Source organism: uncultured Selenomonas sp. (genome assembly GCF_963528755.1).
Lineage (GTDB): Bacteria > Bacillota > Negativicutes > Selenomonadales > Selenomonadaceae > Selenomonas.
In genome coordinates this window covers 233,814-249,782 of sequence record NZ_CAURXA010000002.1, presented here as the reverse complement: position 1 = coordinate 249,782, position 15,969 = coordinate 233,814, and the positions used below count along the sequence as shown (strand labels likewise).

Here is a 15,969-nt window from a genome sequence, read left to right as displayed (position 1 = left end):
TTTTCTCGTATGGCTATGTTCGGCAAATTGCAGTTTAATCGTTGCAAGCGCCTCGTTAAACTGAACCGCTGGATGAGACGATGTCCAGGAAATTTACGGATATCTGAGAAGTATTTTATCCCCGGGGAGACGCTTTTATCGCGCATATGAAATTCCGTCTTGCCGCCAAGGTGATTCGATGCTATCCTATCCTTGCACGCATTTCCACGCTCTCTGCAAGGATGCATGTCATCGGTATCATTTTTGAAAGAAGGTGCACGGATGGAGATCCTTAAACATACATCCCGAATGTCGGCCGGATCCGAGCCAATTCCCGACAGCATCGTTGGGTTTCGTATCACGCAAGATGCGGCATGCCGGGCGGCGCGCCATACATTGTGCGGTGCCTGGTGGAAGCGTTCCTCTGCATTCGATGCGGTGCTCGAGCCGCGGGCTTTTCGCGCGATCTATGTTCCCTTTTGGTACTTTTATGGAACGGCGGAATGCGCCTATACGGGCGAGTGGGGCGAGGAGGAAGATTTCCGTGACAGCGATGGCAACTGGCAGACCGATACATATTGGCACTCCATCCGCGGAGAATCCTCGTATGATCTTGACAGCGCCATGCTTCTCTGCTCCGCTTGCACATCCACCGCACATTTGGCGGGACTCTTCCCCTACGATATGACAGATGCCGAAGCCTATGCGCCGGAAGCGGTCGGGAACGCTTCGCGCGCCGCTTGTACGCGCACATGGGAAGAAGCGTGGAAAATCGCACAAAAGACCGCTCTCGAAATGTGCCGATCGAGGATCCGTGCGGAATTGGGGCAGGCGTATGACACGGATCTCATATCCGTGCAGTCGGTCGAGGCGTCTTATCCCGATCTTGTGCCCGAACTCATCCTGCTGCCGCTATGGGAATGTTCCTTTGTGCATGGCGGAACAACTTATGTCATCCATGTCAACGGGCAGACCGGACGCGTGCGAGGCGAGCTGCCGACCTCATGGCTGCGCGTGAGCCTCTTGGCCATGGCGGCGCTCGGCACGCTTCTTTTGCCGCTTCTCTTTGCAATGTTCGTATTGAGCCGGTAGGCGCTTCACGTATCCCGCATGCCACGGAACCGTCGATGACTCGTTTTTCACCCCGAACGATGCGTTACAACCAACGTATAAACGTATACCGCTAAAGGAACCGCTGCGTGAAATGACGTTCATGCAGCGGTTTCTTTTTTATCCTTCTAAAATTATTGTATCATATTGAATTTTATCTATTACCATTTACCTATTCTATAAAAATAGCAAAGAATTTTCGCAAAATATCTTGCAATCGCCAATAATAAATGATATAATGCACAACATAAAGACAACAATCATTTGTAATCGCTAAAAAAGGAGGCGTGCGGATGAAGTTCTTTCTTGATACGGCGAAGGTGGAGGACATACGCAAGGCGAACGAAATGGGCGTCATTGCGGGCGTGACGACGAATCCTTCCCTGATCGCCAAGGAGGGTCGGGATTTTCGCGAGGTGATCGAGGAGATCGCTTCGATTATCGGGGGACCGATCAGCGGCGAAGTCAAGGCGACGACGACGGACGCCGCGGGCATGGTCGCCGAAGGGCGTGAGATCGCGGCAATCCATGAGAACATGGTTGTGAAAATTCCGATGACGACCGAAGGGCTGAAAGCCGTGAAAATCCTCTCCGCCGAGGGCGTCAAGACGAACGTCACGCTGATCTTCAATGCGGCGCAGGCGCTCCTGGCCGCACGAGCGGGTGCATCGTATGTATCGCCGTTTCTCGGACGGCTCGACGATATTTCCGTGCCGGGCGTTGATTTAGTACGCACGATTGCCGAAATATTCCGTATTCATGAAATCAAGACGGAGATTATTTCCGCCAGCGTGCGCCATCCGATCCATGTCATCGACTGCGCGCTCGCCGGGGCGGACATCGCGACGATTCCTTACAAGGTGCTCGAGCAGATGACGCACCATCCGCTTACGGATCAGGGGATCGAGAAATTCCGACAGGACTATGAAGCCGTTTTCGGCGCATAAAGGGATGGGATGCATATGGATATTCTAAAACTGAAGCAGACGGCAAACCGTGTGCGAAAGAACATCATCGAGGCCGTCCATGCGGCGAAGTCCGGGCATCCGGGCGGCTCGCTCTCGGCGGCGGATGTCTTGACCTATCTGTACTTCGAGGAATTGCACATCGACCCGCAAAAGCCCGAGATGGAGGAGCGCGACCGCTTCGTGCTCTCCAAGGGGCATGTGACGCCCGCATATTACGGCGTTTTGGCCGAGCGCGGCTTCTTTCCGCGCGAAGATCTCAAGAGCTTCCGCCATACGGGCTCCTACTTGCAGGGCCATCCGGACCGAAAGCATACGCCGGGTGTGGATATGAGCTCCGGCTCCCTAGGACAGGGTTTTTCTGTCGCCGTCGGCATGGCACTCTCCGCGCAACTTTCGGAGCGCAAGTACCGCACCTATGCGCTTTTGGGCGACGGAGAGCTCGAAGAGGGGCAGATCTGGGAAGCCGCCATGTTTGCGGGGGCGCGCGGGCTTGACCGGCTCGTTGCCATCGTGGACAACAACGGGCTGCAAATCGACGGTGCGGTCGAGGATGTTTGCTCGCCTTACCCGATCGCTGCAAAGTTCGCGGCTTTCAACTTCCATGTGATTGAGGCGGCGGGGCACGACTTCGCAGCCTTGCGGCGTGCGTTTGACGAGGCACGGCAGACGGCGGGCAAGTCGACAGCCATCATCTTAAAGAGCGTGAAGGGCAAGGGCGTTTCCTTCATGGAAAACGAGGTTTCGTGGCACGGCAGCGCGCCGAACGATGAGCAATACCGTGCCGCGATGGCTGAATTGGAACGGGAGGGGGATGCGCTGTGCCGGAGCTGAAGAAAATCGCCACGCGCGAAAGCTATGGGCAGGCTCTCGTGGAGCTCGGGGAGCGCTACGACGATCTCATCGTGCTCGACGCGGATCTCGCGGCAGCGACGAAAACGGGGCTTTTCAAAAAGGCTTTCCCCGAACGCCATATCGACTGCGGCATCGCCGAAGCCAATATGATGGGCGTCGCAGCGGGACTTTCGCTGACAGGCAAGGTGCCTTTTGCGAGCACGTTCGCGATGTTTGCAGCCGGGCGCGCCTACGAGCAGGTCCGCAACACGATCGGCTATCCACATCTCAACGTGAAGATCGGCGCGACGCACGCAGGAATTTCGGTCGGCGAGGATGGCGCTTCGCATCAGTGTTTGGAAGATTTGGCGCTCATGCGCATGATCCCGGGCATGACGGTCATGTGTCCGGCGGACGACATCGAAGCGCGGGCGATGGTCGAGGCCGCGTATCATTTTGACGGCCCCGTATACATGCGCTTTGGCCGCCTCGCCGTAGAAGAGGTCAACGATGCCGCTACCTATCGCTTCGAGTGGGGCAAGGGGCGCGTGCTGCAAGAAGGCGGCGATGTCGCCATCTTCGCGACAGGGCTCATGGTAGCGCCGGCACTTGCAGCAGCCAAGCGGCTCAAAAAGGAGCTGCACATAGAGGCGAGCATCACCAACATCCATACGATCAAGCCGCTCGATGAAGCACTCGTCCTCGAACAAGCCGATAAAGCAAAGTTCGTCGTGACGGCGGAAGAGCACTCGATCCTCGGCGGCCTTGGCGGCGCGATAGCGGAACTCTTGACAGAGAAAGCTCCGAAGCGTCTTTTGCGCATCGGCGTTCGCGACACGTTCGGCGAATCGGGCCCCGCAACGGAGCTTTTGCAAAAGTATAAGCTCGACGAAGCGGGCGTGTATGAAGCGGTGCGAGAAGCACTGAAAAACGAGGGGGTGTTTTGATGGAAAAGATAGCAATCGGCTGTGACGAGGCCGCATATCGGCTGAAAGTGGAAATCATGAAGTACCTGGACGGCAAGGGGATTGCCTACGATGATTTCGGCGCGGCGGAGGGCGAAACCGTCCTCTACCCGGACGTGGCCTTCAAGGTGACGGAAGCGGTCGCCGCAGGGAGGTACAAGCGGGCCGTGCTGGTCTGCGGCACGGGCATCGGCATGTGCATCTGCGCGAACAAGGTCCCGGGCGTGCGCGCAGCCGTCTGCCACGACCCGTTTTCCGCCGAGCGGGCGCGCAAGAGCAACAATGCGCAGATCCTCTGCATGGGCGAGCGCGTCATCGGCGTCGAACTTGCAAAGATGATCCTCGACGTGTGGTTTGCTGCGGAATTCGACGAAAAATCCCGCTCCATGCCAAAGGTCGCACGCATTGATGAAAAAGAAAGAGAGTGGAAGGAACGCGGCAGAGTTAGTGGATAAGTAATTTTTTTGAGTCAAGCAGAAAGGAGCTGTCATACAAAATGGATGCAATCTTGTCCGTCATCAAGTTTATTCTTGATTTAGGGCCGACCATCATGATGCCGATCATTATCACGATCATGGGACTGGCCTTCCGCCAGTCGATACCGAAAGCGATCCGTTCGGGACTGACCGTCGGTATGGGATTCGCCGGCATCTTTCTCGTCATCGGACTTTTCTCTACCAATCTTTCGCCGGCAGCCAAGGCGATGGTCGATAATTTCGGACTGCACCTCAATGTATTGGACGTGGGCTGGCCGGTTCATGCGGCGATTAGTTTTGGAACGCCGATTGTGCCGCTGGTGTTCCTCATGGGAATTTTAATCAACGCCGTGATGCTGGCTTTCAACTGGACGAAGACGATGGATATCGACCTGTGGAACTATTGGCACTTTATTTTCGGCGGCGCGCTCGTCATGTATCTTACAGGCAGCACGGCTCTCGGCCTCTTGACCGCGGCGATTACGATCGTTGTCGTGTTGAAACTTGCGGATTATACGCAGCCCTATATTGAGAACTTTTTCAAAATGCCGGGCATCTCGCTGCCGCATACGGAAGATATCGGCTGGGTGCCGCTGGTTCTTGTACTGAACAAGATCATCGACAAGATTCCCGTCATCAATAAGATTGAAATCAATGCAGAAAAGGTGCAGCACCGGTTTGGTGTTATCGGCGAACCGATGTTTATCGGCATCGTGCTCGGCGGCTTGATCGGCGTTTTAGCCGGATATGACATCAAGGGCATCATCCAACTCGGGATTAATATGGCGGCAGTCATGTTCCTCCTGCCGCGCATGTCAAAGATCTTGATGGAAGGGCTCGTGCCGCTTTCAGAAAGTGCCCGAGAGTTCTTAAACAGTCGGTTCCCCGGCAAAGAGGTTTTCATCGGCTTGGATACGGCCGTGGTCGTTGGACATCCTTCCGTCATGTCCGTATGCATTTTGATGATTCCCATCACGTTGATCTTGGCGGCTGTTTTACCGGGCAATCGGGTGCTTCCTTTCACGGATCTGGCAGGCTTGTGCTTCTGCCTGATGTGGTCCGTCGGGGCGACGAACGGAAATGTATTCCGCGGACTCATCATCAGCACGGTCTTGATGGTGCTCATCTTGTGGATTGGCACGGATATTGCGGCCGTGAGCACGACGATGGCGCACGAAGTCGGCTTCCCCTTCCCGGAAGGCACGCTGGAAGTTTCATCGCTGGATGGCGGTTCACATATCATTTCCTACATCATTTATAAAATTGTAGAATTCATTTACTAAAGACTGCGCATAACGTACAATAGAGGTGAGTAAGATGTTCTTTGAGCAAATGGTGCATTGGATGACTGGGCCCTACCTCGGAGGTTTTATTGACTGGTATTGCGAGAATCAGGATGTGCTGAACACGGTTCTCGTCGTTGGCGCGGGTGCGTGGCTTTTCTTTCAAGACAGCAGAAAGCAGGTTTCGGCGACAATCCCGCAAAAGAAAGGGTGAGCAGCTGTTATGGCTAAAATTGCAGTGATCGGTGCCGGCGCGATGGGGAGCGCCTTTTGCCAGCCGTTGGCGGATAACGGCAACGACGTTCGCCTGTGGGGCACGCATCTCGACGATGCCATTATCGACGAGCTGAAAGCAGGAAGGAAGCATCCCAAGCATCAATACCTTTTGCCGCAAAGCGTGCGCCCGTTTTACCACGGGGAATTGGCTGAGGCGGTTCAGGATGTCCAGGTCATCGTCATGGCCGTGACATCGGACGCGCTGGGAAAGGTGTTTGAGCAGGTTACGCCGTACTTGCACCCGGGCATGATCGTCGGCAGCGTATCGAAGGGATTTGACTATGCGAAGAGTGGCGAAGTCGCATTGTTGCCGGATATTTTGGAGGAACGTCTGCCCGTCGATTTGCAAGGGGAAATAGATTTTGTCTTCGTTGCAGGCCCTTGCAAGGCCATCGAAGTTCTTTGGCATGTACCTACTTCTGTGACTTATGCGAGCAGGAATTTGGAAGCTGCGAAGACAATGCAACAGATCGCGCAAACCGAATTTTACAATGTTGACGTGTCGACGGACGTCATTGGCACGGAAATCTGCGCGGCGATGAAGAATGCGTACTGCGTGGGTCTGGGGATGGCGGAAGGCTTTCCAAAGCAAAAGGATGGTTTTCTGCATAAGAATACAAAAGGATCGCTCTTCACTTATGCTGTCAATGAGATGGGCATCCTTTCCAAGGCTTTGGGCGGCACATGGGGACCGGTTTTGGGTTTGCCGGGCATTGGCGATTTGGAACTCACGGGCGAGGCTGGGCGCAACCGCACGCTGGGTGAGGTGCTTGGCGGGGGAAAATCGGCGACGGAAGCAATGGCGGAAATGCGGGAAAAGGATATCACCGTCGAAGGCTACCCTGCCGTTCGCTTTGGTTGGGAGTTGGCACAAAAATTGGCAAGGGAAGGCAGGCTCAAACTGGAAAAACTGCCGTTTTTGGCAGGCCTATACGAGATTCTCTATAAGGATGTGCCGAGCTATCCTGCCATCAAGCGGCTGGTGACGGCTTGCACGGCGACGAATCTGAGTGCACGCAATATATGAAGCTGGGAGGGGCGACGATGCTGTTTCAGTTTGATCCGCAAGTGAACCATGTCGGCATGGAAGCGACTTCGGCACAGGATGCCATCCGGCAAATCGGTGAAGGACTCTTTCGTACCGGCTATGTAAAGGAAAGTTATGTAGAGGCTGTGCTTGAGCGTGAAAAAAACTACCCGACAGGCCTGCCGTTCGAAGGAGCGGGCATCGCCCTGCCACATACGGATGCAGAGCATGTCATGCGGCCAATCATCGCCATAGCGACACTGAAAAGAACCGTGCCGTTTCAAAACATGGGCGATGCGAGTCAATCGGTAGATACGGCCATCGTCGTGATGCTCGCGATGAAAAACAGCGAATTTCAGCTCACGCTGCTTTCGCGTCTGATAGAAACCTTGCAGGATACGGCCTTTGTGAGAGAATTGTTAGCGGCAGAGTCGCAGGAGGCCTTGGCGAGCAAGATGTCGGATAAGATCAACGGGCAATAAGGGAGGAACATCATCATGAAGTACAGGATTTTAACCATCTGCGGCTCCGGTATCGCAACTTCTACGGTCGCGGCCGAAAAGATGCGCCAGATGCTCAATGACAAAGGATACGATGTAGAAGTTGTCGAGTGTAACGCTTTGGATGTCCCTGCAAAGTTGGATACCTTTTCCCCACATGCCGTAGTGCCGACCACAACGATTTCCGACTCGGTTCTGCGCGGTATCAAACGCTTCCAAGGCTTGCCCTTCATTACGGGTCTGGGGATGGAGAAGACGATTGACGAGATCGCTGCCTATCTCGATACGATCCAAGAATAGAAAGCCCATAACCCTCCAAGCATAAGGAAGAAGAACCGTCGTTCCCCATGGCGGTTCTTCTTCCTTCTTGCTCTGCACGTACGGTTTTCTCCCTGCCTGGATTCTTCCCCGCTTTGCACTATAGAGCGGTCCATTTCTTTTTCTTGATTATACTACATTTTGCATTTTTGCGACAAGATGAAAATACAGCGGTATGTGTCGGACGTTCTCAGCGGCCGTGTGCTGCCGGCTTTTTGGCGATTTTAGTTATTTTAGCGTTTTTAGTTGTTTTTCTATGCAATTCGAGATAAAATAAAGGAGAATACCAGTATGGAATGCGCAGAAGGGGAAGCGGCGCTAGGCTTTCTCGTGAAAGGATGCTCCGAATGTTTGCGATTGAACGAAGAGAAAAGATACAACAGCTGCTGCAAGAGCAGGGGACGGTCAAGACAGCGGAGCTTTGCACATTGCTCGGCGCTTCTCCCGCGACGGTGCGCAACGATCTCAACCTCATGGCGCGTCAAGGGATGATCCACAAGATTCATGGCGGGGCGTCGCTCCTGCCGGGACAGCAGCCGTCCACGCCTGCTCCGACGAGGGCGGCCGGCATGTCGCGCCCGGACATGTTCAGCTTCCAAACGCGCGAGATGCAAAATGCCGAGACGAAGAATGCGATCGCCGAGGCGGCGCTCTCTTACATCAAGGACAACCAGTGCATTCTCCTCGATGCGAGCTCTACGGCGCTGACACTTGCGAAGAAGCTCGCGCGCTTCAGAAAGCTCCTCGTCGTGACGAACGGCGTCTATACGATGCTGGCGCTCAAAGATACGCCAAACATCGACACGATCATCATCGGCGGCATCGTGCGCAAGAATTCTGGATTCATCGAAGGGACGCTCGGAGCCGACATCCTGCGCCACTTCCATATTGATGTCGCTTTCGTGTCCGCCAACGGTTTTTCGGAAAAGGAGGGCTTGACGGATTTCAACATCTACGAGGTGGAGCTGAAGCGCAAGATGCTGGAAAACTGCAACCACATCATCGCGATGATTGATTCGTCAAAATTCGCGCGGGTGTCCTCTTCCAGCTTCCTGTCGACAAAGGCCATAGACGTGCTCCTGACGGACGACAAGATCTCCCCGAGTCTCTTGGAAGGGTATCGAAGCGCGGGCATCAACATACAGGTGTGTACGGGCGAAAAAGCGCCGCAATTGCTCGCATAGCCTTTGGCTGGTGCGGGTGAACAGGCAGCAAAGCGGACAACAGGGCAAAGCAACAGGGCTGCGGTACGAATGCGCTTCGTGCCGCAGCCCTGTTTTGCGTTATGGGTCGTGACCCAGTGTCGCATGCAAAGCATGCGACACAATAAACCACCCGCTATGCGGGTGGAAGACAAATGGAAAATGGGAAAATTGGCATACTGGCGAAGCAAGTTCGCCATCCGCGACCTATTTTGGTTGTTTATGAGCCGAAAAATGCGGTAGGCACATATCGTGCGAGATTTTATATTATAGATCGGAATGGAAATGTGCTGCCTGATGCAGAGGCAAATAAAATTGTTTTGCCGTCCGATAGCGGCTCTGGAAATGAAATCAAGCCGTTTCCCAATTCAAGAAGGGGAAATATGACGCGCTCGCGTATTGCCGAGATGCTGTATTTTATTGCATTTGGAAAGCAGTATTATGGCGATTTAGATCCGTACCAATATCGTACTTATGGCGGCGAGGTCGTTGGCTATATCGAGGTGTATAACCCTTACACAGAAGATGTGTATGAGCGCTGCAAGGGACTATGAGAAAGCGAAGCGTATATATGGTAATATCGAAGTTTGGTATAGGGCATATTTTTTCTCATTGTAAGTATTGATTTCTAACTCAAACTTCGCACATCAAAAACGTTCCACAGACCTTGAAAACACTGACTTTATGCCAATGAAAATACTCCCTTTATGCACATTTTCGTAGTTTTTGCGACAACAGTACAGGCAGCTCTTTCAAGAAGCCTTTCAGCTGCCCCTGGATCTCCCCTTCATCCAGCATAGGCTTCTCTTGGAGTCGTTCAACAAACAGCAGCAAAAGGAGGCGCATGGCTTCCACGAAGCACACATCCGGCAACTCATCCACAGATAGGTAGAACAGCTTCCCCAGACTTCGTGCATCCTTGCACTCGCGCTGCTCCAGTGCCAGGAACATGTACCGCGTGAACACGATGGAGACATGCGCTGTCATCGCGTCATACGAAAGAGAGCGGCAGTCCTTCTCCAAGCGCAGGAAACTCTTGCACACCTTGAAGAACACCTCGATGCCCCAGCGCTTGCCGTAGATGCGGATGACTTCTTCCGCCGTGAGGCTCATGTCCGTCGTCACCAATACCAGCCAGTCCTTCCGATGGTTGCGATTGCGGACAAAGACAAGGCGCACAGGGAGGGATTCTTCGCCCTTGACGACAGCGGCTTCCACACGCAGCAGATACTTCGAGCGGCCACGCCGCTTTCATAGGAGAACTCCTTCTTGGCGTGGTCGTAGAGACGGGCGAGAAGCTCCACCTTCTTGGAACGGGCGCGATGGTAGATGGAATCGTCGAGGATGAGCACGTTGATGCGATCCGCCTGATTCAGGGGAGCGAGCGTGGCATGAATGATGGCGGCGGCAAGCTCTGTCGTGAACCTGCGCCAGTGGATTCGACAAGAGTTCATGAAGCGGTAGAACGTATCCTTGCCGAAAGGCATGGCGGTGCGCTGGAGATGCATCTGCGTGTAGACGGAACGCTGCTGGAACACCATGCGGAAAACCAGGAGGAAGATGCTAAGGACAGAGACGCCGCGAAGCTTGTACGCATTTGCCGCACGGAGGATGCGACTGACTTGATAGCGACGGAAAAAGACCTGCATTTTCTTAGGGAATCACTGATAAATTCAGCCACCCATCTTCACACATCTGCGCTGTCCTCTCGTCGTCGACAAATCCTCGACGTAGCACCGCTACGCCTGCGGTTTGTCTCCTCGATAGATACAGCGCATCTGTGCAAATCTGGGCGACCTCATTTATCAGCGCTTCCCTAGAAAGCAGTTCCTCGTCTTGGTGGTTTTGTGTTATACTGTTCATAGCATGAGCCTCCATTGGATGTTTTTGGTTGACACTTAAAATTATACCAAATGGATGTTGCTCATGCTATTTTATTTGCCAAGACGATAGATATTTCAAGGGTTACAGCAGATTATTCATCTGCGAAGTTTGAGATAATAAGCTTTATTGGAAGGCGGCTCAAACTGGAACTGGAGAAGCGTGAGGATGGGAAAGAGAATGTCCCGACGTGAAGCTACACGCTTCGTGTCGGGGCATTCTCTTTTCAGGAAATCCGGGACGGGGAATCTGGAAGCTATTTACCATTGTCGTGCGAGTTCATACTGCATGTGGTCAATGATTACGGCATAAAGAACTGCGTCATATCTACGCCTTCGAGCGTCAAGAGTTGCACCTTCTTGTCGATGCCGTCGGCGTAGCCTGTGAGACTGCCGCTAGTGCCGACGACGCGGTGGCAGGGGACGATGACGGAGATGGGGTTGTGTGCGACGGCGCCGCCGACGGCATGGGCGGCTTTTTTCATGCCGATGCGGCGGGCGATCGCGCCGTAGGTCATCGTTTCACCGTAGGGAATCGAGAGCAAGACGTCCCAGACTTTTTGACGAAACGGCGTTGCTTTTGGTGCGAGCGGCGGCAGAAAGTCGGGCTTCTTTCCGCTGAAGTAGAGTTCGAGCCAGCGACGTGTCTCTTGGAATATGGGGAGGCTTTTTTGTTTGTGCTCCTCTTCGAGCGTAGCGGCGAAGTATTTCTGCCCGTCGAACCAAAGGCCGACGAGCGCCGTGCCGTCGCTGGCGAGGGTCATGGAGCCGAATGGCGAGTCGTAATGTTCTGTGTATTGCATGGAGATGCTTCCTTTCATATAGTGAAATTTTTAGATGTTTTGACGCAATGCCCTTTAATTATTATAAAGCAAAGATGAGAGGAATCCCAGTTGTATTTTGATGAGGATATCATCAGAATATTGCTGAAATTCTATTGAATAATACTATGCATCATGATATTGTATAGAAGGAATATATTTGCTTTGTTTATCTCATGTGCACTCGTGCTGCTCATTGCGGGGCAGAGCGAGGCGGAGATGGGAATTGAGTGAGGAGCATTTTTACCGTGCAGGTGAGGAGATTTTTGCTTGTGGCCAACATTATCCGAGCAAAGATCTGATCATCCTTCAAGAAAAAGGGATTGTGACAGGTCTCGGGCTTCTCCTGGAGAGCGAGAGGCACTTTGATCGCTCCAGTCTCGGTGTGGAGGATGTGCCTTCGGCTTGACCTCTTGTGGTTTCATAGAAAAATAATGGGATAAAGTGCTTGACAGAGTGTGCAGCTCTGTTTTATAATGGCAACATCGATTTTCGAGTCGTCAAGTGTATATATGTAAATCGTAGAGCAGGAAATAGTAGCCTTGTAAACTTTCCTACAGCGAGCCGGTGACCCCTCGGGGAGGTGTGATGATCGGCGGGAAGCGCATGGTGAATGGTCCTGTGAGAGTCCACCGAAAGGCTGTGCCGAGTAGGCTGGAACGGTTGCCACCGTTATCGGGCTAGGGTATCGGCTTTTCCTGTACCCGAAACGAGAAGTCAATTTTAGGGTGGCAGCGAATCCATTTCGTCCCGAGGCGGCGAAGTGGCTTTTTTGTTTTCCGAACTTGACTTGAAAAGGGTGGCACCGCGAAATATTTCGCCCCTTGCAGGATTGTGATTTCTGCAAGGGGCGATTTTTTTGAAGGAGTGAGTGGTATGAAGGTCAAGATTTGCGGCTTGCGCACAGAAGCGGCGGTGCTCGCGGCGGAGGACGCGGGGGCGGACTTTTTGGGTTTTATCTTTTACGGGAAGAGCCATCGCCATGTTTTGCCGGAAGAGGTGCGCGGCCTGACGAAGCATGTGCAGCGCGCCAAGACGGTCGGGGTGTTCGTCGATGCACCGCTCGACGAGGTCAATGCCGCCGCAGATTTCTGCAGTCTTGACTTCGTGCAGCTCCACGGGCATGAGAGCGCCGCCTATGCGCGTTCGGTTTGCCGCCCCGTCATCAAGGCGTTTCGCTGGGGCGACGACTTTTCGGCGGAGGAAGCGAACGACTATCCGGCGGAGCTCATCCTGCTCGACAGCTTTTCCAAAGGCGCTGTCGGCGGCACGGGGCAGCGCTTCCGCTGGCGCGAGGCTGCGGAAGAAACGGCGCGTCTCGAAAAGCCCCTGTTGGTCGCGGGCGGTATTGCGAGCGGCAATGTGCGGGAGGCAGAAGAGGTTTTCCGCCCCTACGGCGTCGATGTTTCGGGCAGTCTTGAGATCGAGAAGCGGAAATCCATCGAGAAGATACGAGAATTTATGGCAGTTGTGCAGAAACGGAGGGTTCCGGAATGAAAGATATTTTAGCGGAAATCGTGGAAAAGAAGCGTGACTTGGTGGCGGAGGCGAAGCGACGGTTGCCCATTGCCGAGCTCAAGGCGAGGGCGAGGGAGCGCTGCGGCGGCTTTTATATGACGAAGCGCTTTCAGGCGCGCGACTGGAATCTCATTGCCGAGTGCAAGTTGCAGTCGCCTGCCAAAGGAAGGCTGTGCCGCACACATACGGTGGATGAGCTCGCGCGCATCTACGCGGAGAACGGCGCTTCGATGCTTTCGGTTCATACCGATCCGCATTTTCTCGGCGCGAACGAGGACTTGACGCGCGTGCGCTCGCTCGTCGATCTGCCGCTCCTGCGCAAGGATTTCATCATCGACGAGTACCAGATCTTCGAGGCGCGCATGCTCGGCGCAGACGCCGTTCTCTTGATCGCGCGCATCCTCTCGCCCGCCCAGCTTTTGGAGTATGTGTTCCGCGCTTGGGAGATCGGCCTCGATGTGCTCGTCGAGGTGCACGATGAGGCGGACATGAAGGCCGCCCTGGCGACGCCGGCCGAGTTCATCGGCATCAACAACCGCAATTTGCAGACGTTCACGACCTCGATCGAGAACACCTTGGAGCTTTTGCCGAAGGCGGAGGAAAGCCGTACATTTATCAGCGAGAGCGGCATTTTCAGCGCTGCGGATGCGCGCCGCCTGCAGGAGGCGGGCTGCGGCGGCATCCTCGTGGGCGAGGGGCTCGTGCGTGCCGATGATGTTGCGGAGATGACGCGGCGCCTGGCGGAGCCGTGCGCGCTCGCCAAGGAGAGCGCATGAGTGGGGCGAAAGAAATAGATTTTTGTTTTGACAGTAGAAGAAAGTTGAGGGAAATATATGGCTAAGAAGGGAAGATTCGGGGCATACGGCGGACAGTATGTGCCGGAAATCGTCATGCCGGCGCTGCAGGAATTGGAAGCTGCCTATGCGAGATGCAGGGAGGACGAGGAGTTTCAAGCGGAGTTCCGGCGCTATCTGCAAGAGTACGCAGGCCGTCCGACGCGATTGTACTTTGCCGAGAAGCTTACCGAACATTACGGCAAGGCGCGTATCTTCCTCAAGCGCGAGGATCTTCTGCATACGGGAGCACACAAGATCAACAATGCGCTCGGGCAGGCGCTGCTCGCAAAGCGCATGGGCAAGAAGCGCATCGTCGCCGAGACGGGTGCAGGGCAGCACGGCGTCGCTTCGGCGACGGTCGCGGCGCTCTTCGGCATGGAGTGCCATGTTTTCATGGGGGAGGAGGACGTCAAGCGCCAGCGCCTCAACGTCTTCCGCATGGAGCTTCTGGGTGCGAAGGTCATTCCTGTCGCGAGCGGCACGGGCACGCTCAAGGACGCGACGAGCGAGGCGATCCGCTATTGGGCGACGAATATCACGGACACCTACTACATCATTGGCTCGGCGGTCGGGCCGCACCCGTACCCGAGCATGGTGCGCGACTTCCAGAAGATGATCGGCGAGGAGATCCGCACACAGGTCCAGGCGGCGTGTGGACAGCTTCCCGATGCGCTCGTCGCCTGCGTCGGCGGCGGCAGCAACGCCATCGGCACGTTCTATGATTTCAAGGACGAGGCTTCCGTCAAGAAGTACGGCGTCGAGGCCGGTGGGCGCGGCGAGGCTCCCGTCGACAACGCGCGCACCTTGAGCGGCGCCGGTGAGCCGGGCGTTCTGCACGGCGCTTACAGCTACCTGCTGCAGGATGCGGACGGACAGGTCGTCGAGGCGTATTCCATTTCCGCAGGGCTCGATTATCCGGGCGTCGGCCCCGAGCATTCCTACTTCAAGGACCAAGGCATCGTGGAGTACGTTTCGGTCACGGACGAGGAGGCGCTCGCGGCGTTTCAGCGGCTTTGCCGCCTGGAAGGCATCGTGCCCGCCATGGAAAGCTCCCATGCGCTCGCGTACCTTGAGAAACTGATGCCCGGGACGAAGGAGCATGAGGTCGTCGTCGTCTGCCTCTCGGGGCGCGGCGACAAAGATGTGCAGATGGTCGCAAAAGCATTGGGGAGGGAAAGCGAATGAGCACGCGTTTGGATCATGTATTGAACGGTCTGAAAGAAAAGGGCAGGAAAGGGCTCATCATCTATCTGACGGCGGGCATGCCCGATGCGGAAGGCACGATCGATGCGGTGCGCCGTGCAGAAGAGGCAGGCGCCGATGTCATAGAACTCGGGCTGCCGTTTTCCGACCCGATGGCGGACGGTCCCGTCATCCAGACGGCTTCCGTCGCCGCTTTGAAGGGCGGCATGACGCTCGCGAAAGTGCGCGAAATCGTGCAGGCGATTCGCCGTTTCTCCGAGATGCCGCTCGTGGGCATGGGCTATGTCAACAATATGCTGCACTACGGCTTCCCCCGTTTCGTTGAGGATTTCAAGGCGGCGGGCATGGACGGCGTCATCATCCCCGATGTGCCGCACGAGGAGTCGGGTGAGATGCGCGAAATTTGCGCGGCGCACGACTTTCCCTTGATGGAGTTCATCACACCGGGCACGACATCCGAGCGTATGAAGGAGACGTGCGCGAGCGCTGCAGGCTTCATCTACTGCGTGTCCAACAACGGCGTCACGGGCGTCAAGAAGGTCGACTACAGCCGGATCGGCAAGATCGTCAAGGGGGCGCGCGCCTATACGAAGACGCCTCTGGCGGTCGGCTTCGGCATCGGCTCGCCCGAGGCGGCTGTCGAAGCGGCGGCGGAAGCCGACGCTGTCATCGTGGGCAGCGCCGTCGTCAAGCTCCTGCTCGCGGACAGGCGGGACGAGGCGGCGGACTTGATCGCGGCGATGCGCAAAGCTCTCGATGCGGCGTATCATGGCTGA

19 protein-coding genes and 1 other annotated feature are annotated in these 15,969 nt (G+C 55.2%); of the genes, 16 read left to right on the top strand and 3 right to left on the bottom strand.

Annotation, left to right across the window (positions count from 1 at the left end):
• Window positions 1-261 precede the first annotated feature (261 nt).
• The 11 genes from RWS31_RS03370 to RWS31_RS03320 all read left to right on the top strand — a co-directional run bounded on the left by RWS31_RS03370 (window position 262) and on the right by RWS31_RS03320 (window position 9,489).
• Window positions 262-1,071, top strand: a complete 810-nt coding sequence (locus RWS31_RS03370; protein WP_314596099.1) for a hypothetical protein — start codon at window positions 262-264, stop codon at window positions 1,069-1,071.
• A 311-nt stretch (window positions 1,072-1,382) separates the two neighbouring features.
• Window positions 1,383-2,036 carry a fructose-6-phosphate aldolase gene (gene fsa / locus RWS31_RS03365; protein ID WP_314596096.1) on the top strand — a complete coding sequence of 218 codons (654 nt, stop codon included), beginning with the start codon at window positions 1,383-1,385 and terminating at the stop codon, window positions 2,034-2,036.
• Window positions 2,037-2,051: 15 nt separating this feature from the next.
• Window positions 2,052-2,888, top strand: coding sequence for a transketolase (locus RWS31_RS03360; protein WP_314596094.1), 837 nt, complete (start codon window positions 2,052-2,054; stop codon window positions 2,886-2,888).
• Entirely contained in the window at window positions 2,876-3,835 is a 960-nt protein-coding gene (locus tag RWS31_RS03355; RefSeq protein ID WP_314596093.1) for a transketolase family protein, read from the top strand. Before RWS31_RS03360 ends, RWS31_RS03355 begins: the two co-directional genes overlap by 13 nt.
• Complete coding sequence (gene rpiB, locus RWS31_RS03350) at window positions 3,835-4,308, top strand: ribose 5-phosphate isomerase B (protein WP_314596092.1); 474 nt, start codon at window positions 3,835-3,837, stop codon at window positions 4,306-4,308. Before RWS31_RS03355 ends, rpiB begins: the two co-directional genes overlap by 1 nt.
• A 41-nt stretch (window positions 4,309-4,349) precedes the next feature.
• Window positions 4,350-5,612 carry a PTS transporter subunit IIC gene (locus RWS31_RS03345; RefSeq protein WP_314596090.1) on the top strand — a complete coding sequence of 421 codons (1,263 nt, stop codon included), beginning with the start codon at window positions 4,350-4,352 and terminating at the stop codon, window positions 5,610-5,612.
• A gap of 223 nt (window positions 5,613-5,835) precedes the next feature.
• Complete coding sequence (locus tag RWS31_RS03340; protein WP_314596088.1) at window positions 5,836-6,915, top strand: 2-dehydropantoate 2-reductase N-terminal domain-containing protein; 1,080 nt, start codon at window positions 5,836-5,838, stop codon at window positions 6,913-6,915.
• 17 nt (window positions 6,916-6,932) lie between these two features.
• Window positions 6,933-7,397: a PTS sugar transporter subunit IIA gene (locus RWS31_RS03335; protein WP_314596086.1), complete on the top strand. Its 465-nt coding sequence runs from the start codon at window positions 6,933-6,935 to the stop codon at window positions 7,395-7,397.
• A gap of 15 nt (window positions 7,398-7,412) precedes the next feature.
• Window positions 7,413-7,715: a PTS sugar transporter subunit IIB gene (locus RWS31_RS03330; protein WP_314596084.1), complete on the top strand. Its 303-nt coding sequence runs from the start codon at window positions 7,413-7,415 to the stop codon at window positions 7,713-7,715.
• Window positions 7,716-8,080: 365 nt separating this feature from the next.
• Window positions 8,081-8,917, top strand: coding sequence for a DeoR/GlpR family DNA-binding transcription regulator (locus tag RWS31_RS03325; protein ID WP_314596083.1), 837 nt, complete (start codon window positions 8,081-8,083; stop codon window positions 8,915-8,917).
• A gap of 173 nt (window positions 8,918-9,090) precedes the next feature.
• Window positions 9,091-9,489, top strand: coding sequence for a hypothetical protein (locus RWS31_RS03320; protein WP_314596081.1), 399 nt, complete (start codon window positions 9,091-9,093; stop codon window positions 9,487-9,489).
• Between the two features lie 151 nt (window positions 9,490-9,640).
• On the opposite strand, the gene RWS31_RS03315 is transcribed toward RWS31_RS03320, so the two are convergent.
• From RWS31_RS03315 to RWS31_RS03305, 3 genes are all read right to left on the bottom strand, one after another.
• Complete coding sequence (locus RWS31_RS03315; RefSeq protein ID WP_314596290.1) at window positions 9,641-10,060, bottom strand: transposase; 420 nt, start codon at window positions 10,058-10,060, stop codon at window positions 9,641-9,643.
• Window positions 10,057-10,584, bottom strand: coding sequence for a transposase (locus RWS31_RS03310; protein ID WP_314596080.1), 528 nt, complete (start codon window positions 10,582-10,584; stop codon window positions 10,057-10,059). The genes RWS31_RS03315 and RWS31_RS03310 overlap by 4 nt, the downstream gene beginning before the upstream one ends.
• 533 nt (window positions 10,585-11,117) lie before the next feature.
• Complete coding sequence (locus tag RWS31_RS03305; RefSeq protein ID WP_294176975.1) at window positions 11,118-11,618, bottom strand: methylated-DNA--[protein]-cysteine S-methyltransferase; 501 nt, start codon at window positions 11,616-11,618, stop codon at window positions 11,118-11,120.
• Between the two features lie 244 nt (window positions 11,619-11,862).
• On the opposite strand from RWS31_RS03305, the gene RWS31_RS03300 reads away from it, so the two are divergent.
• The 5 genes from RWS31_RS03300 to trpA all read left to right on the top strand — a co-directional run bounded on the left by RWS31_RS03300 (window position 11,863) and on the right by trpA (window position 15,969).
• Window positions 11,863-12,045 (top strand): hypothetical protein, encoded by a 183-nt coding sequence (locus RWS31_RS03300; protein ID WP_314596077.1) that lies wholly within the window; start codon window positions 11,863-11,865, stop codon window positions 12,043-12,045.
• Window positions 12,046-12,149: 104 nt separating this feature from the next.
• Window positions 12,150-12,464 (top strand) — a binding site (T-box leader).
• Between the two features lie 48 nt (window positions 12,465-12,512).
• Window positions 12,513-13,133, top strand: a complete 621-nt coding sequence (locus RWS31_RS03295; protein ID WP_314596075.1) for a phosphoribosylanthranilate isomerase — start codon at window positions 12,513-12,515, stop codon at window positions 13,131-13,133.
• The gene (trpC, locus tag RWS31_RS03290; protein WP_314596073.1) at window positions 13,130-13,930 is read left to right on the top strand and encodes an indole-3-glycerol phosphate synthase TrpC; all 801 of its coding nucleotides are present in this window, start codon (window positions 13,130-13,132) and stop codon (window positions 13,928-13,930) included. Before RWS31_RS03295 ends, trpC begins: the two co-directional genes overlap by 4 nt.
• Window positions 13,931-13,987: 57 nt before the next feature.
• Window positions 13,988-15,175, top strand: a complete 1,188-nt coding sequence (gene trpB / locus RWS31_RS03285) for a tryptophan synthase subunit beta (protein WP_314596071.1) — start codon at window positions 13,988-13,990, stop codon at window positions 15,173-15,175.
• Entirely contained in the window at window positions 15,172-15,969 is a 798-nt protein-coding gene (gene trpA, locus RWS31_RS03280) for a tryptophan synthase subunit alpha (RefSeq protein ID WP_314596069.1), read from the top strand. Before trpB ends, trpA begins: the two co-directional genes overlap by 4 nt.